This is a genomic window from Treponema vincentii, from assembly GCF_010365865.1.
GTDB lineage: Bacteria > Spirochaetota > Spirochaetia > Treponematales > Treponemataceae > Treponema.
On record NZ_CP048020.1, the window covers coordinates 2,685,560 to 2,703,678 of the forward strand.

The following is an 18,119-nucleotide window of genomic DNA, read 5'->3' on the forward strand; positions in this document are numbered from 1 at the left end:
TTACGCTGCCGTATGCAGGTAGATACCGTTCTTCTTGTTTTCGTACACGTCGGCAATACCGTACGAGCGGTAATTGAACGCCCAGCCGTCGGCAAGCTGATTTTCTTCCGGTCTGAAAATGCTTACAACGACATGCTTTGAAAACTGGATAAGGGCGCTTTTATGAATGATCATAAAGTTGACATCCTTCGCGCTGGTATTTTTCTTATACCCGCCTTTTTCCTCTCCGCTGCCCTTGCCGTTCAGCTGGTCAATAGCAGTGTAGAACCGCGCTTGCGGAACTTTGATAATGCGTTTTTCAAATGTCGCTAAAAGCTCTCTTGACTTGGTGGTGTCAAGCGAATGAATAGCGTTAAAATGCGCGGGGGTAAGGAAAAGGTAGCGCCCTTCCTCCGGCACTTCCGCATCATCGAGCGTACCGATCGCCGCGGTAATCGCTTGCATGACAGCTGCTCCATCAGCAAGGGCGGCGGCTTTCTTTGTTCCTGCCTTCAGTGCGTATTTAGCAAACCGGTACGCATCGAGTTCAGGGGTAACCTTGGTACGGATAAACTCGGCGGCAAGGCGGCCGAATGCAACCCCTGCCGTTTCCTCGTTATCCATTGCGTCAACGGTAAAACGCCGCCCGCGGTCAAAGTCGCATTTGACCGTTTCGTTTTTAAGGTCAACACCGCCGGAGACATACCCATCATTACGGCTATAGTCGCCCAGTCCGTCCATATCCAGCTTCGGAATGACAAACTCTCCGGCGTTTGCCCCTTGCGTTATGAGCGCGGGGTTTGTTTCCAATACGGCCGTTTTGGACGAAAGTTTGTACACATCGTCAAGTTGATCGATGTACTTCTTAAAGGTTAAAATAGTATTAGCCATGTTCTTTTCTTCTCCTTATTGAGGCTAGTCTTTTTCAGGCGGTAAGCCCATTACCGCCCGTGCTGCCGCCCGCTCATCGGCTGCGTGCGAGCCGCCTTTCATGCTGCCTTGTACCGGTGGTGCGGGAGCGGTATCGTCGGCAAGGATGTTTTTTTGATCCTTCGTAAGGGCGGCAAATAAATCATCAAGCGATTTGCCCTTCGCCTCTTCACTGCCGAGCTGCTCGGTGAGCTTTGCCGCAAGAGCGTCGCGGGTAATATCATTGACAAACTTTTTGCTGCTTAAAAAATCCTTTACTTGCGCGGAGCGTTCAAGGCTTGCGATCTTTGCTGCCGCTTCCTTTTTTGCCGTCTCCGCTTCCGCTTTGTATTTTTCAACATCGGATTTCGTCTGATCGTAGTCTTTGAAACCTTCAATCGTTTTATTCGCGCTTTCAAGCTGCGCCTTAGTGGCCTTAGCCTCTTCTTGAGCGGCGAGCGTCTTTTGCTTTTCGCGCTCTATGTCCTTGCCGTTCTCTGCCATAATCTGATCGATAACGGCGGCTTCAAGGTTAAGCCCTTCTAAAAATTCTCGCTTCATACATCTCCTCTTTTGTGTTCTTCACGTTACGCATCGTTTTACGGCGTTGCCCGCCGATTGTGAGTGCTGATCTTTTTATTACGCGCCTAGCAGCATCTGCGCATTACACCTTTATAGTCAGATTGCCGGTGTGTTTTTACGGTAAAAACGGAAAAAATCTTTTTAATTTTACGATTGCAAAAACGATAGCTCCAACAAGAGCCGTTGAAAGCATTATAACGGTAACCGTAAGCCGGTGTGTTTTTCGCCTTTGTTTATCTATCACCGTTTGCATCTCCGCTATCTGTCTTGCTGCCTCTTTTTCGTATGCGCTGTAGGATGCTCGCAAATTCTTCAAGGCGTCCCTCTCCGCCTGTAATTGACTGTTCAAGTTTTTCGCTTTGCTCTCGGCTTTCTGTAAGCTCGCCGCTAAGGTTTTCGCTTTGCTCTCTTGCGCCCTCAATCGCTCCGCTAAGCCGCTCGCTTGAGACTGCAGATCCAGTTTGCTTATCTGTAAGCTCTGCGATATGCTCTCTAACTGCGTCAGCTCCGTCTCCGTTACCGTATACTGCCGCTCTTGTGCAGCAACTGGAAAGAGTAAACAGCAAAAAACAGATACTACAAACAATAAAAATCTTCTTTTCATACATTAACTACTCCTTTTGATTTATCGTATTTTTTATACACAGCCATCGCTCTGTATTCTCGAAAATCTTACACAGCTGCTCCGACAAGCCGAAACGTTGCTTGTTGATTTCGATAGATTTTAAAACATCGCCGTCATTATGCCGTTCACTCGCAGCTTTCCAATCAAAAAACATTTTAACTAAATCGGCAAGCGTAAAGTCATCTATTCCATTTTCATAATGCTCAGGGTGATGACTGTTATGAGAATAATGGTGATCAAGGGCAGGTTTCAATTCTGCCAATGCTTGTTTATACTCTTCGCTACCATATGTTAAAGTTTTTAACCGCGGTGTCATTTTATCAAAAAACATTTTTTCCGGTTCATGCAATTTCGATTCATCGTGTGTTACAGCCCTGTTTATCAGCTCTTGCAAGAACTGCAAAAGTAAGGCATTAACACGCTTTATGTGTAGCAATGTGTCTTTAGCAGAATCGTATTGCTGCTCATTCATCAACCGCTCCTTGGTGATTTTCATTTGTACCTATCCCTTCATAAGCTCAAAATGTGGGTTATCCCATCCTTTTCCCCAGACCTGTCCGTATCCGCCTGCACACCAGTCAAGCCCGCATGCTTCACCAATAGCGCCGATTTCTTTCCATACCTGTTCCGGTGCATTCCACCAGACGCGCCCGTCTTTTACCGGCGCAATATCAACGGCATTGCCGCCAAAATGTCTTGACTGCGTCGTCTTTGTTACAATGCGTTTATTCTCGGCTTCCGTTAAAAGGTACAACCCTGCTTTTTTACGCAAGGCGTTTACCTCTTCAAGCGGCTTGCGCCCTTGCGCGTAATAGGCCGTCTGCGTATCGACCGTACGATCTGTTTCAAGGACGATTACCTCTATACCGCGCTTTTTCAGTTCTGTTAAAAAAGCGCGTGTCCTCTTCGCAAGTTCTGGCTTGAGCCGGTCAATATCCCGTATCACTCCCATCGTTAAACCTCCTCAATTTTTTTAGCTTCCAGTTCATGGAGCACTTCAAGCAGCGCATCCGCCTGCTTTATTTTCTTTTCTCGCTTTTCTTTGCAAAATTCAACACGGATAGCATCTCCCAGTTTTCCAAAAAGCGGCTGGTAGGACTCATACATCATCACCTTGCTCTTTACCTCACGTAAATAAATCGCTGCTGCCCTGCGGGTGAACTCTTTTGCTATTGCGTATGTTTTGCTCTTTTCTATCGGTTCAGGCGGGTGCGCGGTGCATCGTCCCGCGTTGTGTATTTCGCGCTGTAGGTGGCTATAGAGTTCCTCGTTCAGTTGTTCGATATAGCCGTTAACCGTCTGAACGGTTAAATCTTCAAATCCGTTTTTGTACAACCGTTTATTAAGGATCGCCTCTGCTCGGTACATACAACAGGAAAGGCGGCTGATGCCGGTTAATAAATACGATATGTCCGGCAATATATCTTCTGCTCGTTCTTTACGGAGTAGCTCTATCCGCTCGCAGGCGTCTTTCATGAGATACATAAGCCCGATGGTGTCTACGGTCTGTTTTTTACCGGCAATCGGAACTTCTAATGTTTGCCCAAAAAGGGTATATTTCCCGCCCTTTTTTATCATTAGAATAAAAGCCAATATGATAACGCCGATGACGATTAGCTCTTTATGCTGGAGTGCCTCTATACTCATGGTTTATTCTGCCTTCGGATAGCGCTGTTTTATTTCTGCTATCTTTGCAAGCCACACGGCTTTGTCTATGTCTCCGCGCATTACCTGCATACCCAGCGGATCCGCTTCTTGTCGATAGGCGGCTTGCCTTAGATTGTCGATGTAAAGATTGTATTCTTCTTTTGACAGCTTACCTTCATCGTAAAGTTCTTTTTTTGATTTTTTTACAATATAATCACCTTCAATTTTTTCATCGGCCTTGAGCTGAATAAGACCGGCGGAAACCTTTTCGGCGTCCGTCATATCGACAAAATCCGTACCGGCTTCATTGAGCTTTTTCCCTTCCGGCACCGGTACGAGCCCTTCTTTAACCAGCTGCGCAAGCGGCTTTTTAATGCCTGTCTGTAAGTCAGTGTACAGACGGACATCATCGCCGATATTGGCCGCACAATTTTCGACGATCCGATACTCAATTGCAGGGTTGTTCTTTTCCGGTATTGCCCCGCAATAGTGTCCCGTAATGATATTGCTTTTGATTTCGATGTATTCCATAACTTCTTACCCCTCTATTTTCTCTAGTTTCCAAATGATAAAGGTTCTATTACGCGTCCGGTTTTCTTCGGCAGTCGGAACGATCCGACTGGCATCAAAGCAAGTAGATTCTGTGGTATATTCCTGCGCGGAAGTTTGCCACGCTTCAACATTCTTAGGCGAAGGGCTTTCTATATAAAAAGGCCCGCCCCGAAGGATTTACACCTCCTTCAATCCCTACAAGCCCTTTAATATTCCTTATTGCATCCCCCCTGTTCATCCCCGTTAAATGGATTAGCATCTTTCCCTTTAGCCCGGAAGAAACAGCCGTCATAGTTTACCTCTGCCCAGCGGTACCCCTTGAAGGAGAAAACCGTCTCGGGTTTCGGCATCCACGGCCACTGAATATACCCATTTTGAAAGATTTTGATTAACAAATCATTGATATAGCGCTTCGCATCGGCAAGCATATCCATATCGCCCTGCGCCCTTGCTTGTGTTTCTGCTTGCACATTCTGATCTGCGTATTTTTTAGCGGCCTGCAATGTATTGGTATCGCCGGTATCAATGCGCTGCTTGACCGCCCCAATCGCATCATCGGTATACTGATTCGCTGATGCGACCGATTGGCTTATATGCTGTTTTACCTCTTCAGTAAGTGCGACATTACCCGTTTCGCCTTTCAAGTTTTTAAAAATAAAGCTGACATTTTTTTTAGCGCCCGCATCCGTTTCGACTATTTCTACGCTCGGCGTTCCAACATTACTATCAACACTTGCCCGTATCTCGTTTATGCCTTCACAGCCAGATCCCACCTTTCCGTTTTTTACTACGAATTGCTGTTGCGTATGATTGGTAAGCGTTACCGTAAAGACATTATCTCCGCCGGATTCGTCGCTTACCTTTGTCTGTTCGATACTCTGGATAAATACACCCGTCGGGTATATCGTTGGTATAAGATTTCCGTATTGCATAGCCTACCCCGCAAAACAAACGTTGATTATCTTGTCAGCCTCAAGGCATGTAACTCGTACCCCTGTTACTGTGCTGGCAATGGTAACGTTTGTATTCTCTGTATATTCGGTATGCGTTTCGTCCGGCGGATCCCAGTAGCCGCCAGTTCCGTCTTGTCCAATATTCCAAGGGCTGCTATAAGTTGTTTCAATGGTAAAACGGGCATGTCCTTCAGGGATGTGAACCGAAACAGTAACCATCGAAACTCTATCAGGAGGTGTTGAAAAAAGCCCTTGTCCTGCTGCAATATTTTCATCTACATTCCATTTACTCGCTCCAATATTGCCCCGCGGAATTCCTTTTATATATTTCATTCGGCGTCCCCCTCATTCTCGCTTTCAAGCGTTTCACTAGGCAGCGTATCGTTATCTTCTGCCTGCTTACTTAATAAGAGTTTTGGAAAAAGAGATACCTTTTCATCTTTTACAAAATGCGCAATAAGTGCCGCATATAAATCATCTGTGATTATTCTCATACCCTTATAGTTAGGCTGAAATGAAAAAACCCGCAAAAAGATGCGGGTTTTTGAAAGAAAAGTGTATTTTTTTTGTTATAAATATTTAAAGTTGTTTTTGAGCTTTGCTATTTTGTCCGTCGACGGTGGTATACATAGCCATGTTTTTTCATTGCCTCTTCCCATTCTTTTTCGTAGCGCTCTCTATCTTCCTGTGTTTCTTCTATCATGTTTCCCATTGTTGAGATATGTCCGGTTGTTTTCCCCGTCCGTGTGTCGTATGTTTCAATGTCGCCGTCTCTTGAATATCTTATGCCTATATGATTTTCTTTACTCATTCACTGCCTCCTAATAAAATTAGTTTTGTACGGTTTAGTATAACCATGTAGTCAGCACGGAACGGGCTTGGGACTGCACGTATTACGTCGTATCCCATAAGCGAGGCAAGAACGCCCTTATCACGATTCCGCCAGCCGTTACTGATGATTTTATCGTTTATTTCTCTTGTTGAATAGCCTTGAGCCTTTAGCTCTTGCGTATATCGGTAAATAAATTCATTTACGACATTCGCTTCATCAATGATCCTTGCACTCGGATCTATTGTCAGTGTTTCGGTCATGGTGTAATGCTCTCCGCGCTGGATCGCTCCGAGATTTTGATAATGCGTCATCTCATCAATCACACGGCGTAAGTCTTTACCTTTCGTATAATCCGCTGCTGCATACATTCCTTTCCCGTGGGCTCTGCCGCCTGTTCTACAGTCGACATAAAAATCGCCGCTTCGCAGCATATTGATATACTCATCAAGTTTGTCTTTGCTCGGTGCGGTGTATGTCCGTTGCGCTATAAAGGTGTCATCTTTTACTGCCTTTAGAAATTCGGTTTTGTTAAGTACGGTTGGCTTGCCGTCAAATCCTTGCGCTTTTAATACCTCGTTTATATCTTTGAGGTCTCGTTTAACAAATAGCTTCCCTGCTAAATCCGTTCCTTCTACCGGCCGCGTTTTTTGTAGGGCTGTCATTGTTTGCGTATGTTGTGCTTTTGTAACAAGATTATCTAGGTTGCTACTTGCAGCATAGAATGTATCAGCCGTGGCGTTCATGTCCGCTATCTTTTGTACAACTGCTTGATTGACCGGTTGGGATTGTGTAAATACGTGCCCTACTTGCGGCTTCAGCGCTTTCGGCTGTTTTTCTCCGTTCGGCATTCCGATATACTCTCTCGCCCTGTCGCGTCTAATACCGGTTTGCTCGGTAAAGTCTCGCGCCTTTGCCTGCCATTCGCCGATTTTACGGCGGGCGGCGGTGTTATCAATTCCCATTGCATCCTGTGTTGCCGCTTCTTTTTTGTAGTGCCGTATTGTCCGTTCAATATGCCGTAATTGCTGTTCCCCTTCATAGCGGCTGTAGCTTTTGCCGTTGTAGTCTACCGTCTCCTTGCTCATTTCGTCTAAATCGTCTTGGCTGTAGTGTTTTTCCATCCCTTCAAAATACGGATAAAAGGAATGTCGGCAGTTGATACCGCAAATACCATCGGCTTCACCGTAACCGCATACACTAAACGGCGGGTATTTTTCGCTTTTGCCGCTTACGCTGTATACCTTACCCTGCCATTCTTCATGTTCAGGTCTTGCTCCTATATGCGCGGTAACCTCTACTAAATCGCAGTCGAGCGCTTCGCAGTTATTCATCGTTTGCCGTGAAGCGGTTTGATTAACGCCGGTTAGGATATTCATACGAACGGCGCTTTCAAGGCTGCGTCTTACGGGCTTGGCATTGTTCGTATAGGTTATCATTGTTGTTACGCCGTTTTTCGCTATTTCATTTGCGGCCATCTTCATTGCCGTATCGTAATCGAATGCGCCGCTTGTTACTTGCATATAGGCGGCATTTGCCTGTTTGAGAAAGGTTTTATTCGTTACCTCGGCGCTGGTAAGCGTAAGACGTGATAAATCTTCATGCGTTTTTTTCATTGTCGCAAGCATCAACTGCGCGTTGTTATCGCTTATGGTGCGGCCGGTCGCTTCGGCAAAAATGCGATTGTCTGCGCGGGCGTTTTTTATTAGGGCGTCGTTAAAGATTTCCTGTATCTCTTGAACAATGCGCTTATCGTATTTATGCAATATCCGCGCAATATCCTGTTTTAATCCGCCCGCCTCGGTTAATACTTGCGCTTGCCATTTGGTTGCCTCGGTGATTTTACCTACCCGTGCAAGACGCCGCGCCATATCGCGGAGTATGTCAATTTCAAGTTGTGAATAAATTTCTACGAGGTCATCCGAAAGACCGGCAAGGTAACGGGGTGAGAGCATGGGTAGGAGGCTTTACTGGTGTTGAGTGTCGCGGTGGAGTTCTTCGTCTGCATATTGCTTTTCATCGTCAACAGACCGCACTGCACACTCTAATGAATCTTGCGCCATGTCTTTCACTTTATGAAAAACGTCCGGTTCATAAAAAATACTATCCCAATCCGGCTCTAATGAGACTAAAAACAAATCCAGTGCAAAATACAAACGCGCAATAAACCATAGCAGCTTCGGCGTGTTCCTTTTAATTCCTGTTCTTCCCGCTTGTTCACCGGCTTTAATACGCTTAAATTTCATTGCTTCTGCCAATACGTTTACGCATTCATTTAGCAATTTTTCAAGTACTTCCGCGTCGCCCCTTGCCTTAATGACTTTCTCTAACTTTTCTACGTGCTGTACGCGTTTTTCAAGGTAGGCGGCAACATCGCGGCATATATCTTCCGTTACGACATTGCTGGTACAGACACATTCATTTTTGTGTTCGTCGGCGCATTTTCGTAACGCATAAATAGCCTCTTCTAAGTTTTTTTCTGTAATTTCCATTTTATACCTCTTTAATTTACGCTAAATCAAACGTACTGGATTGTACCGGCTCAATCGGTACATTCGCTTTAGCAATCATTTCATCTTCTCCGAAAAAGTCCCGCCTGTACTCCCATTTATCTCGTATACCGGCGCTAATCTCTTGCATTTCCAGCTGCTTGGCTTGCATCGTGTCTTTCCGCGTAGCATCGTCGTTCCATGTAACGGTAATATGGCTATCATTGCTCCCGAGGCCGTATGCGGCTGCCATATACGCAAAGACATCGGCGCATTGCTGGTACTTTACCTCTATTTCATCTTCTATGCGGTCAATGATTGCATAGAGTTCCTGCCTGCCGCCTGAATACTGCGTTGCTGTTTGCTGAACGCTTTCCATATCGGAAATCGTCCCCTTGCCGATGTTGCAGGTAAGTTCAATGCGGCGGAGAATTTGTTGAAACATTTCATTCTGTGAAGCGGTGCGGAGGTCGGGGGCGTGTTCGGTAATCTTCTTGCCGTCGGGGCTTCCGTCCCCGTCTATCATCGTAACGAGCCGATCGAGGCTTTTTGTCATTTTCACTCCAACCGTACCGCCGTCCCTTATCACCCGCTTTTCAAACATGTCGCGGTCGGCAAATACCCGAAGCTCTCCGCCTTCCTGCTCCCAGTTCATCCGCTCATACTGTTCGTCTGCATCTCGGATCAGATTTTCAGAACCGGCAATAATTGCAACCGGTACATTTGAGCCGTCAATCTTATTGGTGCTGTGATTGCGAAACTCAATAATCATTGGCTGCTTAACATGCTGCCATGTATAGGAAGGCGTTATGTCGGCGGTTTGCTGGCAATCGGTTAAATTGACCTTGTGCATACTTCCGAGGTCGTTACGGTATAAGGTGCATTCAACCGAATGCGCACCGTCTTTGTAGGTGTGTTGCTCTACCAATAAATACAGCTTCTTGCCGTCTACAATCTGCTTGAATATCAGCGCGCCGGTAAGTGTGCCGTCAAAATCGTAGCTTGTCGGTAAATAGTTTCCTAATGGCAGTGCTTCATATTGGAGTTTTCCCGCGCTGTAAATCGGCCGGATAAGAGCGCTGCCCAAAAGCGTAATATACTCAACGATTTTATCGATGTTTGCGTCTAAATGCTCCAATACCGGCTTAATGGCATCGCTTCGCACTTCTATGGCAATTTCACGCAATACCATCATTGCAAGCCGTCCCGCTATCTGGTCAAGCACACCGCACGGCGGGGCTTTCTCGTTCCATGGAGCCTGTCCCGCGGCCATGTCAGCCCAGAGTTTAATACGTTCGTACATCGCGCTTGAAATATGCGTATCGATACCGGTTACGTCTTTGATGGAGTAACTTTTAAAGAGGTTCAGTATGTTCATAAAAAATCCTTTTATCGCTTCAAACATTGTGCGCCTACACTCCCTATAGTCATCTTACGCCCCCGCCCGCCGGTATACTTTTTCCATTGCATACCGCACCGCGTCCATACAGTGATCCGGTTGCCCGTCTGGATAGCCACTCATTACATCTCCGCTTCGCTTGTCTATTTCGTACTCATAAAGGGTAAACTCATCGGCGGCGTGTGGACATCGTATCGGATCGATAATGATAGCGTCTAAGCCTTGCAGCCACTTAAAACCGGCATCCCTGCTACCCGCTCCCTTTATTGCCCCGCGCATATCAGCTCCGAACGCCCGAAAGTCTGCGATGCTTTTCGGCTCCGCACTATCGGCGGTAATGCGCTCTAGTGCAATCCTGTCTTGCTCACCCTCTTGCCGCGTATCGTACCGGTACCGGTCATACTGTGTATTCATGTGGTCTTTTAAGGCATCGAACGCTTCTATGTTTCCGTGCTTGTAAAGCCGCATTTCATCAAAAACATAGAGCGTCGCTTTTTGGTATGCGACTGCTACATACTGGAACGGATCGGGATAATAGCCCCAGTCAACACCTCGATAGACATAATCAAATGCCTTTATCTGATCGTCCGTAATCGGTTGTAGTTTGATATTTTCAAAGACGTTTAAGCCGGTACCGGTTGCCTCTCCAAGGTAGATATTCCGGTATGCCCGCTCGTTCGTCTCTTTTGTATGCGCTATATCGTGCAGGATTGCTTCTCCCAGCCATGCCGCCGGTATGTCGAGATAGGTGGTGTGTATTACCATGCGGTTGCTATCGGGTGTGCGTGCTTCAATATTACACCAATGCCGCGTTGCACTTGGCGGGTTATAACTTTCAAAGATATAAAATGTCTTGCCGCCGCGTAGTACCGATATACGGACATTGTGTAACTCACCTGCTGAAAATTCAGTCTTTTCTTCTATCCAGAGAATAGCAAAATACCCCAATGCTGTTTTAAGTGATTTTATCTTTTCAGGATTATCACAACCCGCAAACAATATCCGTTGACGTATGCCATTCCCTCGATTATAGATAATCGGTAGGGCGGCAGTTATGCTATTTGGTATTTTAAAGCGATGCTCAAGGTGTAAAATATGTATTGCCCAGACAATTTGTTCAAATACAGACTGTCGCAAGGTTTTAGCGGTCTTTCGGATGACGAGTGCGTTATACTCTGGAAACATAACAATCAATAGGACAATGCAAATCGAGATAAATGATGATTTACAGCTTGTCCGCCCGCCGGTAAATGTATACCGCTCTTTTTTATGCGCCATAATTGCCTTAAATGCGCTATTGTATGCTTTTGCAAAAAGGGTACTACTCTGTAGTGTCATCTATCTCTATCCTCAACGTGTTGTCTTCTGGAGCAGTGCTTTCAGGCGGAGGTGTGTCTCCATACCCCCGCGCCCGTCCTTTGGTTGCAAGGATAAAGCGGATCATTGCTCCGTCTCCGCCCCGCGCTTGCTCGAATGCCTTACCCTCTACGAGGTCAAGCCCTGTTTCAAGCTCATCCCTATACGCCTCCCGTGTTTCTTCGTGCCGGTCTATATTCGCTTTTGCCGTATGCCAATCACAACCGAGCTTGGCGGCAACGGTTGTAATTATGCCTCCCGAACCTTTGACAGCAGTAAGTATCTCGCCTTTTTTGTAGTGCTTTTTCTTTCTGCCGCCCATGCCTACCCCTTCGGAATTTCGGATTTATGAAATGATTTTTGAGCGGATAAAACCTTGTATACCATACCCTTATAGTCATGCTCGATGCGGATTTTTAGGATATTTTTAGATTTATTTACTCCTTTATCCTTTTAAATTCCTAATCAGATCCACTACTTAGCTAAAATGTATATTTCCGTCTTTCTCGAAACCTATAAAAAGTAATAAACCTAAAAAACCACTTTAAATAAATACTTACGCCCTTCTTTATTGAATAACAATCACTGCTATCATCATCACAAATTTCTGCCAAACATTTAGGGCAATAGACACTATATTCTGAACCGTTATAATAATCATAAGAAGTTTCCACTAAACGTAAATCTTTAGAAATTCCTTTATACCCACATTCACTACATTGGAAAGGCCAATAACGCGTTTTATGTAGTTCATTAAACTTTTCAAGTTCTTTTTCTAACATAGAGTTCTTCATTTTTTCTTATATCCCTTTAATCCTTTCTCCTATCCAACGCATGACAGGGACTGCCATGCTATTTCCTCGCTTACCGTATAAGCCCGCTTCTTTACGGGTTGAAAGACAAGCCTTCCTGTTTTAAAAAGGCGAATGCATCTTCAACTAACCGCTCCGGTGTTGTTACCAGCACGGTTGTATCCCTGTTCTTCCAAACAGCAGGGCGCCATTGCAGTGAGCCTTCCGGACTCGGAAGCTGCTCCCATCCGGCGAAAAGAGCCGGACATGTAGAAAAGTCTTCAAGGATAACGATGTGCGACATATAGGGAATCCGCTGCATTAAAGCGACGATAGATGGATTAAGCGTGAAAAATATGCAGAAGTCATAGTTACCTTCGGCTAAAGTACATTCGAGACCGAAAAATTAAAAGGGAGCTGCTGTAAAGCTATAACGAGTTCCCCTGAAAGCCCGTTTATTCAATGCTTGTAGCAGTGTTATTATTTCATCGGTTTGCTGTTCGTCTTTTGTGCGGTCGTCATGATATACGCAGATATTGATTGTCATATTGTACCTCGTTTTTTTATGCGCCTTGATGCGGTTTAGTCTCTGCAAAACCTACAGGCGTAAACCCTAACGGTTCCCATGCAACGCTTACCGCTTCAATACCGGAGCAGACGGATAGATAGGTCATATCATATCCCTAACTTTTTGCATTTTTCTTTATATTCCGTCCAATCTAAATTAATTCCGCAACAAGGACATTGAGTTATTTTGTCGCAATAAAGGGATAGTTCCTTACCTCTGTTTGCAGCCAAGCAAATAGGACAAACACATTTAACTGAATCAAAGGCATCAAACACAGGATTATAACCTACCGAAAGAATAGGTTTTACTTTTATTTCTGTTTCAGGGAAAAGAATCCTTCCATCGTAGTCATCTTGTATAATAGTCAAATTGAGATAAGGATTAACAATTTTTTCTTCAATCATTTACTCCTCCACCAATTCCCCGCAGGGACTGCCATCGTCGGCAAAAACATAATGTTCCAACAGAAAAGAAAAAGGCTCCCAGTATTCGTGGCCAATAATAGTAAATTTTTTTGATTTTAAAGCTCCAATTAAAAAATATCCTTGGGTTGTTTTTGATTTTATCCACCCGCCGTGTTTCCTTATTGCCTCCATCGCTTTTTCAATGCTTTCAAACGGCTTGTACTTCGGTTCGGCGGGCGGTTCGATGAGATAGGCGTAATTATATGTATAAAATCCATCAGAAAACTGAATATCGCCGTAGTCTTCGACGCATCCGTATAGGCCGGTGAATTTTCGTACAACATCTACCGTGTCTCCTGTTTCTACTTCCTCGCGCAAAGCCTTTACCGTATCAGCAAAAACACACTTACTCCCAATCGGTAACTCATCCGCATTAAGCACGGTGTATACTCTCGATTTGTCAAATTCCATTGTTTATTCCTCCTCGCTTTTGTAAAAATCTTCGTTACAACGAGCGAACGCCCCTTGTCCGTCAGCTTTTATTGGAAGATCTCCTTCACATTCAGCCAGCCCTAGAACTTCCGTATATTCACGGTCTGCAAAGCAAGAATCAAAGATCTCATCAGCGGAACATTCAAATATTTTATAGGCATCTTCAATGTTCCTTGCCCACACTTCAACTTCATTAGTAACGATCAGTTTCTCGATAACCCCTGTGTATCGCTTAAACCCTTTTGCTTTCATTTCTTCGATTGTCATTTTGTTTTTTCTCTTATTGTTTTATTCTGTTTCTTATTTGGTGCAGATATGCCGTTGGTAAAAATACATGTTGAAGCATACATTCAGAACTGCAATAGTACAGTGGAATACGCAGTTTCCCATCAGCTGATACCCATTCGCCGCTTTCTTGCTTTCCTTTCGGAATAGGACTGCCACAGATTGTGCAATATCGTTGTTTCATCATTTTTACTTTACCTCCGTAACATTAGTGATATGTATGGCATACACCGGTTTATCGATATGTAAATCCGTATCTTTACCGTCTACAATTTCAATCTTTGTAATCCATGCCTTTAGTATTTCTTTTGTATAGCCTAAGCGAAAAATACAGGGGGCAGGAAAATTATCAAAGATATGTGGCTTCTTATCAAAATCCCAATGATGTTCCCCATATTTTAAAACAGTGAGGGAAATCCTTTGCGTCCAATACGGTTTTATTTCCCGATACTCTACCGTCTTCTCACCGCTTTTGATTTTTTCATACCATTCTTTTTTCAGTGGAAAAGTTAGCATTTTATTTTTCTCCCTCCTCGTCTTAAATCGCTCCCGCTTCCCGTAGCTTCGGTCTGTAACTTTCCCAGTCGAAATTGAACGACTTGCCCTTTTCTTTTAGCCGATCGATTACCGAGCTGTCGAGTATGGTTTTTACCCACTCGTAATTACAGTTCCCTGCAAGCCACAGCGGGCGCTTTCGCTCATGCCGTTCGCGGCAAATAAGCGACAAACAGCGCATCTTTGCATCTTCATTCTTGCCCTTCTCAACTTCATCGATAACAAGAAATGGAAGGGTGCAATAATGAGTAATAAGCTCGTATTCTGTTTTCTTTGCTGCGAAACTATTAAACGTTGAACGAATTTCCATATCTAAAAATTCCCATGTCGTATATACTCCCTTGTTGAGCATCACCGCCGCACTTGCAAGGTGGCTTTTGCCCGTGCCGCTTTTCCCATAGAGCAATACGAACGTATCGCGCGGATTTTTAGCAAGTTCGTAAAGATCGTGAAGATATTGCGCTGCTTTTTCATTTTGAGGAATGTAGTTTGCAAAACTTGCGTTTAAATGTTTGTCGCGAATGCCCATTGCCGTGAGCTGTTTTATTCGCTGCTCTTCAAACTTTTCCCGCTTTTCTTGTTCTTCACGCTCCTGTATACACAAAGGGCATTCAAGAGGCTCGATTGATCCGGCTAGGTGCATTACCTGTACATCCCCATGTTTTTCGCAGTGAAAGGTTTCCTCTCTGCCGCGAAAGCACGGAATATAGTTTTTTGCTTGCTTTATTTCACATGTGCGCATAATTCCTCCTTGAGCTTAAAACGGCATCTCTTCTTGACCGCCGGCTTCGTTGTAGTCGAATCGCTTATTCTTTCCTTCCGGTGGAGAGCGGGTGTATTGCTGTTGCATTTGCAAAAATACCTGCGGATATTTTTCTCGCAGCTTTGAACCGGATATGATATTTGGACACCAGAAGTTCCCCGCCGTTTTAGCCCAACGGATTACTTTTTCAATGTCTTCATAGCTGCGTTTATCAATGCGACTGAGTTTTTCGATATCCCTCGCCCATTGCTCAATATGCTTTTGACTGGTAGTGAAGTGAGGATCTACCTGCCGGTGGAGGTCATAGAGTAGGTGCGCTAAACGCTCCGCTTGTTCCGGAATTGTTTGCGTTTTTTTAACAGGCGCTGGGTTTACATCCCCGTCCGGTTCTTCCGGCGGGGATACTATTTCATCAACATCACCATTAACATCTACATCTACATCTACATCAAGGTTTTCGATATTTGCGTTGGGTTTTTGATATTCAAAAGGGGTTTTTGATATTTGCATAGGGTTTTCGATATTTGCAGAGGGTTTTTGATATTCTTTATCAAAAACTTCTTTTTTGATATATGAGATGCTTGACTGCGCTATATCGTATTTTGCTGCAATTCCTTTTTGTGTCATCCCTGCTTGCAAATCTTCACAGACTGCCTGTTGTATTTCTTGCGGTATTTCAGGCCGTCCGCCTCTTTTCCCGTCTTCGGTGTTTTTTATACGGCGGGCTTTGGCATTGTCTATCGATTCCTGTATTGGAAGCCATGCGCACGCCTCAAGCCCTGTAAAATCAGGCTCCGTACCATAAAGCCCATATTCAATAATCGCTTCATAAAACCGATAGCGCAATTCTTTGTCTAATAGTTTTAATTGTTTTGCAAAGGTTTCATAAAAGATAAAACTCATCGCCATCTTTAAGCTCCCTTAAATTTTATTGTTTACGCATTGATTAACGCTGCTGCGCGGCGTGCTTGCTTTCCTTTTTCTTGCCGCTCTAATTCTGCTTGAATAAATAAATCTCCTTGCGCAAGCGGCAAGAGCTTTTCATAAAAGCCTTTGACATACTCTCGCTTTATTTCAAAGCCGTATCCTTTTCGCCCGAGGTTTTTACAGGCGAGTAATGTTGTACCGCTTCCGGCGCACGGATCGATTACGACATCGTTTATGTCGGTAAAGATATTGATATAATTGTTGAACCCGTACTGCTTAGCCGCTTCAATCAATTCAAACTGCTGCTCAAACGCGCAAAACAAAATCATACACGGCGCCTTCCCTTTTGCTTTCGGCTCTTTGATTAAAAGGTTGTTGCAGAAGTGGAAAAATTCAGCAATTCTAAAACCCGCCTTGCTATCGGTGTCAAAAAATGAATAACGTGCGTTTTTACTTTCTCCATTTTTATTATCCCCTCCAATGTACCAACTTGGATTAGAACCGTATGCGTTCGCTCCGAGCTGGTACGGTAAATCGGATAATACGAGCTGTGCTTTTTCTATATAGTGCGCTTTCCAATTTTGAAATGAATCATGATAGAGTAGTATCCGTTCCATTTATTCGTATCCATTCACTTATTTTGAAATACTCCCTGCCGATATGAAAGCAGCAGGGAGTAAAGGTGTTAAGCAATTACCGATACTTTGATATGTTCTTTCAAGTATCCTGCAATCCGTAAACGCGCTTCATTACGCCACACCCCACCATCAGCCTCGAATAAGGCAACTTCCGCATTTCCTCTGTCGTCGGTGCGGATACGCAATAAAAACTGACTCTCCGGCTGTTCGATCTCTCTGAATGTTCGGTACGGAGAAAGTCGAACAATCGGCTTAGTCATACTTGATTCCTTCAATGCACCGCTTATACCCTTTTTCACCGTTACGTGCTGTGTAATGCCATCATCGAGTGTGTCCGCAGTATTTGCCTGCGTTACTTTTGAAACGATCATTGCCACATATTCAAAATCATCGCCCTCTTTCTCCTCAAAAAGAGAATGCAGCTTGATGATAAATTCTTCTTGTGGCATGAAAGTTCCGAACGGAAATGTTTTCATGTTACTATCAAGGCTTGCAGTTAAAAGAATTTCGCGCTCTCTCTGTTGATCTAAAAGAGTAGAACACAAAGCGACCGATTGCGGACTGTCGATAACGGCAATGTAGGAATTGATTAAATCAAGTTCATCAATATTCCGTTCGACAAAATCGACAAACCCCGTAAGCGTTGCAACACCAACCGCTTTTGCTTTCGGTTCATACAACACAGGATTCAAATCCCGCGCGCTGTACGTTTTGCCGTCTACTTGTACGATAAAGCTGTCCCTTACCAAACTTTCAATCTTTTCGATTGCTTCTTTCCCAAAATCCATACGTTTAAACTCCTATTGCGGAAATATTTCCGCTTGTAAAATCTAATGTGTGCTGCTCAGGGTTATCCTCATAAGCCGCAAGAATGCCATCGTCGCTATCAAGATAGAGGGTGCTTTCTGCCGGTTTTATCGGGGCAAGGTGGCTTGATACCGAAATGCGGCACTCTGCGTCTCTGCGTGTTTTGCCCGGTTTTACCTCAATCTTAATTGTGATACTTCGCGATGTAGTAGGACTGGTGTTTTCGTCGTTGATATTTGCAAGCATTTTTTCAAACTCAACATTGAATAAGTCGATTACTGCACCGCTTTTCAGGGTTTGCAATGAAACCTTTTCCATAGATTACTCCTTTCAGCGTCTGTTCCGCTGTGTCATATATGTTTTACAATCGCAAAAAAACAGAATTAGATTTTCCCGCTTTCTTCATTACGGACGAAGAATGAAGCATGGCGCATTTCTGCGATTTTATTTTGATAGTGCCGATACACATTCCGCCAAAAGATGTACATATTTTTATCTTCATGGAAGTAATTCATTTGCCGTATCGCATTATCACGATATGCAATTAAATAAGCCTGTGTCATACATTC

General features: G+C 44.4%; 30 protein-coding genes. All 30 read right to left on the bottom strand.

Translation table 11 applies throughout. The features are described 5' to 3' along the window. Complete coding sequence (locus tag GWP43_RS12675; protein WP_162664451.1) at positions 1–870, bottom strand: hypothetical protein; 870 nt, start codon at positions 868–870, stop codon at positions 1–3. Positions 871–894: 24 nt separating this feature from the next. Beyond that, positions 895–1,449 (bottom strand): phage scaffolding protein, encoded by a 555-nt coding sequence (locus GWP43_RS12680; RefSeq protein WP_162664452.1) that lies wholly within the window; start codon positions 1,447–1,449, stop codon positions 895–897. 136 nt (positions 1,450–1,585) lie between these two features. Continuing rightward, on the bottom strand, positions 1,586–2,074 hold the full coding sequence (locus tag GWP43_RS12685) for a hypothetical protein (RefSeq protein WP_162664453.1): 489 nt from the start codon (positions 2,072–2,074) through the stop codon (positions 1,586–1,588). 7 nt (positions 2,075–2,081) lie between these two features. After that, complete coding sequence (locus tag GWP43_RS12690; protein ID WP_230977720.1) at positions 2,082–2,591, bottom strand: DUF5662 family protein; 510 nt, start codon at positions 2,589–2,591, stop codon at positions 2,082–2,084. A 6-nt stretch (positions 2,592–2,597) separates the two neighbouring features. Beyond that, positions 2,598–3,047 carry a M15 family metallopeptidase gene (locus tag GWP43_RS12695; RefSeq protein ID WP_162664454.1) on the bottom strand — a complete coding sequence of 150 codons (450 nt, stop codon included), beginning with the start codon at positions 3,045–3,047 and terminating at the stop codon, positions 2,598–2,600. Between the two features lie 2 nt (positions 3,048–3,049). Then, positions 3,050–3,742, bottom strand: a complete 693-nt coding sequence (locus tag GWP43_RS12700; RefSeq protein ID WP_162664455.1) for a hypothetical protein — start codon at positions 3,740–3,742, stop codon at positions 3,050–3,052. A 3-nt stretch (positions 3,743–3,745) separates the two neighbouring features. Further along, positions 3,746–4,273, bottom strand: coding sequence for a hypothetical protein (locus tag GWP43_RS12705; RefSeq protein ID WP_162664456.1), 528 nt, complete (start codon positions 4,271–4,273; stop codon positions 3,746–3,748). A gap of 227 nt (positions 4,274–4,500) precedes the next feature. After that, positions 4,501–5,226 (bottom strand): hypothetical protein, encoded by a 726-nt coding sequence (locus GWP43_RS12710; protein WP_162664457.1) that lies wholly within the window; start codon positions 5,224–5,226, stop codon positions 4,501–4,503. Positions 5,227–5,229: 3 nt separating this feature from the next. Next, positions 5,230–5,580, bottom strand: coding sequence for a hypothetical protein (locus GWP43_RS12715; protein WP_162664458.1), 351 nt, complete (start codon positions 5,578–5,580; stop codon positions 5,230–5,232). Then, positions 5,577–5,741 (bottom strand): hypothetical protein, encoded by a 165-nt coding sequence (locus tag GWP43_RS12720; RefSeq protein WP_162664459.1) that lies wholly within the window; start codon positions 5,739–5,741, stop codon positions 5,577–5,579. Before GWP43_RS12720 ends, GWP43_RS12715 begins: the two co-directional genes overlap by 4 nt. Before the next feature lie 107 nt (positions 5,742–5,848). Further along, complete coding sequence (locus GWP43_RS12725; RefSeq protein WP_162664460.1) at positions 5,849–6,058, bottom strand: hypothetical protein; 210 nt, start codon at positions 6,056–6,058, stop codon at positions 5,849–5,851. Beyond that, positions 6,055–8,031: a phage minor capsid protein gene (locus tag GWP43_RS12730; protein ID WP_162664461.1), complete on the bottom strand. Its 1,977-nt coding sequence runs from the start codon at positions 8,029–8,031 to the stop codon at positions 6,055–6,057. Before GWP43_RS12730 ends, GWP43_RS12725 begins: the two co-directional genes overlap by 4 nt. Positions 8,032–8,043: 12 nt before the next feature. Continuing rightward, positions 8,044–8,568: a hypothetical protein gene (locus GWP43_RS12735; RefSeq protein WP_162664462.1), complete on the bottom strand. Its 525-nt coding sequence runs from the start codon at positions 8,566–8,568 to the stop codon at positions 8,044–8,046. A 16-nt stretch (positions 8,569–8,584) separates the two neighbouring features. Next, positions 8,585–9,943, bottom strand: coding sequence for a phage portal protein (locus tag GWP43_RS12740; RefSeq protein WP_230977721.1), 1,359 nt, complete (start codon positions 9,941–9,943; stop codon positions 8,585–8,587). Between the two features lie 54 nt (positions 9,944–9,997). Beyond that, the gene (locus GWP43_RS12745) at positions 9,998–11,302 is read right to left on the bottom strand and encodes a PBSX family phage terminase large subunit (RefSeq protein ID WP_162664464.1); all 1,305 of its coding nucleotides are present in this window, start codon (positions 11,300–11,302) and stop codon (positions 9,998–10,000) included. Then, on the bottom strand, positions 11,286–11,642 hold the full coding sequence (locus tag GWP43_RS12750; RefSeq protein ID WP_162664465.1) for a hypothetical protein: 357 nt from the start codon (positions 11,640–11,642) through the stop codon (positions 11,286–11,288). Before GWP43_RS12750 ends, GWP43_RS12745 begins: the two co-directional genes overlap by 17 nt. Before the next feature lie 160 nt (positions 11,643–11,802). Continuing rightward, entirely contained in the window at positions 11,803–12,102 is a 300-nt protein-coding gene (locus GWP43_RS12755) for a hypothetical protein (protein WP_162664466.1), read from the bottom strand. 103 nt (positions 12,103–12,205) lie between these two features. Further along, on the bottom strand, positions 12,206–12,415 hold the full coding sequence (locus GWP43_RS12760; RefSeq protein WP_162664467.1) for a hypothetical protein: 210 nt from the start codon (positions 12,413–12,415) through the stop codon (positions 12,206–12,208). Positions 12,416–12,517: 102 nt separating this feature from the next. Then, on the bottom strand, positions 12,518–12,658 hold the full coding sequence (locus GWP43_RS12765; RefSeq protein ID WP_162664468.1) for a hypothetical protein: 141 nt from the start codon (positions 12,656–12,658) through the stop codon (positions 12,518–12,520). 128 nt (positions 12,659–12,786) lie between these two features. Next, the gene (locus tag GWP43_RS12775; RefSeq protein WP_162664469.1) at positions 12,787–13,083 is read right to left on the bottom strand and encodes a hypothetical protein; all 297 of its coding nucleotides are present in this window, start codon (positions 13,081–13,083) and stop codon (positions 12,787–12,789) included. Then, a complete protein-coding gene (locus GWP43_RS12780) occupies positions 13,084–13,554 on the bottom strand; it encodes a hypothetical protein (RefSeq protein ID WP_162663083.1) in 471 nt (156 codons plus the stop codon). It lies immediately after the preceding gene. Positions 13,555–13,557: 3 nt separating this feature from the next. Continuing rightward, the gene (locus GWP43_RS12785) at positions 13,558–13,842 is read right to left on the bottom strand and encodes a hypothetical protein (protein WP_162664470.1); all 285 of its coding nucleotides are present in this window, start codon (positions 13,840–13,842) and stop codon (positions 13,558–13,560) included. A gap of 13 nt (positions 13,843–13,855) precedes the next feature. Next, complete coding sequence (locus GWP43_RS12790) at positions 13,856–14,047, bottom strand: hypothetical protein (RefSeq protein ID WP_162664471.1); 192 nt, start codon at positions 14,045–14,047, stop codon at positions 13,856–13,858. A gap of 2 nt (positions 14,048–14,049) precedes the next feature. Continuing rightward, complete coding sequence (locus GWP43_RS12795; RefSeq protein WP_044015327.1) at positions 14,050–14,376, bottom strand: hypothetical protein; 327 nt, start codon at positions 14,374–14,376, stop codon at positions 14,050–14,052. A 22-nt stretch (positions 14,377–14,398) separates the two neighbouring features. After that, positions 14,399–15,157, bottom strand: a complete 759-nt coding sequence (locus GWP43_RS12800) for a P-loop NTPase family protein (protein WP_162664472.1) — start codon at positions 15,155–15,157, stop codon at positions 14,399–14,401. Between the two features lie 15 nt (positions 15,158–15,172). After that, positions 15,173–16,087, bottom strand: a complete 915-nt coding sequence (locus tag GWP43_RS12805; protein ID WP_162664473.1) for a DUF6291 domain-containing protein — start codon at positions 16,085–16,087, stop codon at positions 15,173–15,175. 26 nt (positions 16,088–16,113) lie between these two features. Beyond that, positions 16,114–16,722: a DNA methyltransferase gene (locus GWP43_RS12810; protein ID WP_162664474.1), complete on the bottom strand. Its 609-nt coding sequence runs from the start codon at positions 16,720–16,722 to the stop codon at positions 16,114–16,116. Between the two features lie 68 nt (positions 16,723–16,790). Continuing rightward, positions 16,791–17,531 (bottom strand): hypothetical protein, encoded by a 741-nt coding sequence (locus GWP43_RS12815; protein ID WP_162664475.1) that lies wholly within the window; start codon positions 17,529–17,531, stop codon positions 16,791–16,793. A gap of 4 nt (positions 17,532–17,535) precedes the next feature. Further along, the gene (locus GWP43_RS12820) at positions 17,536–17,868 is read right to left on the bottom strand and encodes a hypothetical protein (RefSeq protein WP_162664476.1); all 333 of its coding nucleotides are present in this window, start codon (positions 17,866–17,868) and stop codon (positions 17,536–17,538) included. A 65-nt stretch (positions 17,869–17,933) separates the two neighbouring features. After that, on the bottom strand, positions 17,934–18,113 hold the full coding sequence (locus GWP43_RS12825) for a hypothetical protein (RefSeq protein WP_162664477.1): 180 nt from the start codon (positions 18,111–18,113) through the stop codon (positions 17,934–17,936). Positions 18,114–18,119 lie beyond the last annotated feature (6 nt).

Excerpts from the sequence above, each read along its gene's own strand:
- GWP43_RS12675 (WP_162664451.1), bottom strand. The coding sequence starts at position 870 with ATGGCTAATACTATTTTAACCTTTAAGAAGTACATCGATCAACTTGAC.
- GWP43_RS12680 (WP_162664452.1), bottom strand. The coding sequence starts at position 1,449 with ATGAAGCGAGAATTTTTAGAAGGGCTTAACCTTGAAGCCGCCGTTATC.
- GWP43_RS12685 (WP_162664453.1), bottom strand. The coding sequence starts at position 2,074 with ATGAAAAGAAGATTTTTATTGTTTGTAGTATCTGTTTTTTGCTGTTTA.
- GWP43_RS12690 (WP_230977720.1), bottom strand. The coding sequence starts at position 2,591 with ATGAAAATCACCAAGGAGCGGTTGATGAATGAGCAGCAATACGATTCT.
- GWP43_RS12695 (WP_162664454.1), bottom strand. The coding sequence starts at position 3,047 with ATGGGAGTGATACGGGATATTGACCGGCTCAAGCCAGAACTTGCGAAG.
- GWP43_RS12700 (WP_162664455.1), bottom strand. The coding sequence starts at position 3,742 with ATGAGTATAGAGGCACTCCAGCATAAAGAGCTAATCGTCATCGGCGTT.
- GWP43_RS12705 (WP_162664456.1), bottom strand. The coding sequence starts at position 4,273 with ATGGAATACATCGAAATCAAAAGCAATATCATTACGGGACACTATTGC.
- GWP43_RS12710 (WP_162664457.1), bottom strand. The coding sequence starts at position 5,226 with ATGCAATACGGAAATCTTATACCAACGATATACCCGACGGGTGTATTT.
- GWP43_RS12715 (WP_162664458.1), bottom strand. The coding sequence starts at position 5,580 with ATGAAATATATAAAAGGAATTCCGCGGGGCAATATTGGAGCGAGTAAA.
- GWP43_RS12720 (WP_162664459.1), bottom strand. The coding sequence starts at position 5,741 with ATGAGAATAATCACAGATGATTTATATGCGGCACTTATTGCGCATTTT.
- GWP43_RS12725 (WP_162664460.1), bottom strand. The coding sequence starts at position 6,058 with ATGAGTAAAGAAAATCATATAGGCATAAGATATTCAAGAGACGGCGAC.
- GWP43_RS12730 (WP_162664461.1), bottom strand. The coding sequence starts at position 8,031 with ATGCTCTCACCCCGTTACCTTGCCGGTCTTTCGGATGACCTCGTAGAA.
- GWP43_RS12735 (WP_162664462.1), bottom strand. The coding sequence starts at position 8,568 with ATGGAAATTACAGAAAAAAACTTAGAAGAGGCTATTTATGCGTTACGA.
- GWP43_RS12740 (WP_230977721.1), bottom strand. The coding sequence starts at position 9,943 with ATGAACATACTGAACCTCTTTAAAAGTTACTCCATCAAAGACGTAACC.
- GWP43_RS12745 (WP_162664464.1), bottom strand. The coding sequence starts at position 11,302 with ATGACACTACAGAGTAGTACCCTTTTTGCAAAAGCATACAATAGCGCA.
- GWP43_RS12750 (WP_162664465.1), bottom strand. The coding sequence starts at position 11,642 with ATGGGCGGCAGAAAGAAAAAGCACTACAAAAAAGGCGAGATACTTACT.
- GWP43_RS12755 (WP_162664466.1), bottom strand. The coding sequence starts at position 12,102 with ATGTTAGAAAAAGAACTTGAAAAGTTTAATGAACTACATAAAACGCGT.
- GWP43_RS12760 (WP_162664467.1), bottom strand. The coding sequence starts at position 12,415 with ATGTCGCACATCGTTATCCTTGAAGACTTTTCTACATGTCCGGCTCTT.
- GWP43_RS12765 (WP_162664468.1), bottom strand. The coding sequence starts at position 12,658 with ATGACAATCAATATCTGCGTATATCATGACGACCGCACAAAAGACGAA.
- GWP43_RS12775 (WP_162664469.1), bottom strand. The coding sequence starts at position 13,083 with ATGATTGAAGAAAAAATTGTTAATCCTTATCTCAATTTGACTATTATA.
- GWP43_RS12780 (WP_162663083.1), bottom strand. The coding sequence starts at position 13,554 with ATGGAATTTGACAAATCGAGAGTATACACCGTGCTTAATGCGGATGAG.
- GWP43_RS12785 (WP_162664470.1), bottom strand. The coding sequence starts at position 13,842 with ATGACAATCGAAGAAATGAAAGCAAAAGGGTTTAAGCGATACACAGGG.
- GWP43_RS12790 (WP_162664471.1), bottom strand. The coding sequence starts at position 14,047 with ATGATGAAACAACGATATTGCACAATCTGTGGCAGTCCTATTCCGAAA.
- GWP43_RS12795 (WP_044015327.1), bottom strand. The coding sequence starts at position 14,376 with ATGCTAACTTTTCCACTGAAAAAAGAATGGTATGAAAAAATCAAAAGC.
- GWP43_RS12800 (WP_162664472.1), bottom strand. The coding sequence starts at position 15,157 with ATGCGCACATGTGAAATAAAGCAAGCAAAAAACTATATTCCGTGCTTT.
- GWP43_RS12805 (WP_162664473.1), bottom strand. The coding sequence starts at position 16,087 with ATGGCGATGAGTTTTATCTTTTATGAAACCTTTGCAAAACAATTAAAA.
- GWP43_RS12810 (WP_162664474.1), bottom strand. The coding sequence starts at position 16,722 with ATGGAACGGATACTACTCTATCATGATTCATTTCAAAATTGGAAAGCG.
- GWP43_RS12815 (WP_162664475.1), bottom strand. The coding sequence starts at position 17,531 with ATGGATTTTGGGAAAGAAGCAATCGAAAAGATTGAAAGTTTGGTAAGG.
- GWP43_RS12820 (WP_162664476.1), bottom strand. The coding sequence starts at position 17,868 with ATGGAAAAGGTTTCATTGCAAACCCTGAAAAGCGGTGCAGTAATCGAC.
- GWP43_RS12825 (WP_162664477.1), bottom strand. The coding sequence starts at position 18,113 with ATGACACAGGCTTATTTAATTGCATATCGTGATAATGCGATACGGCAA.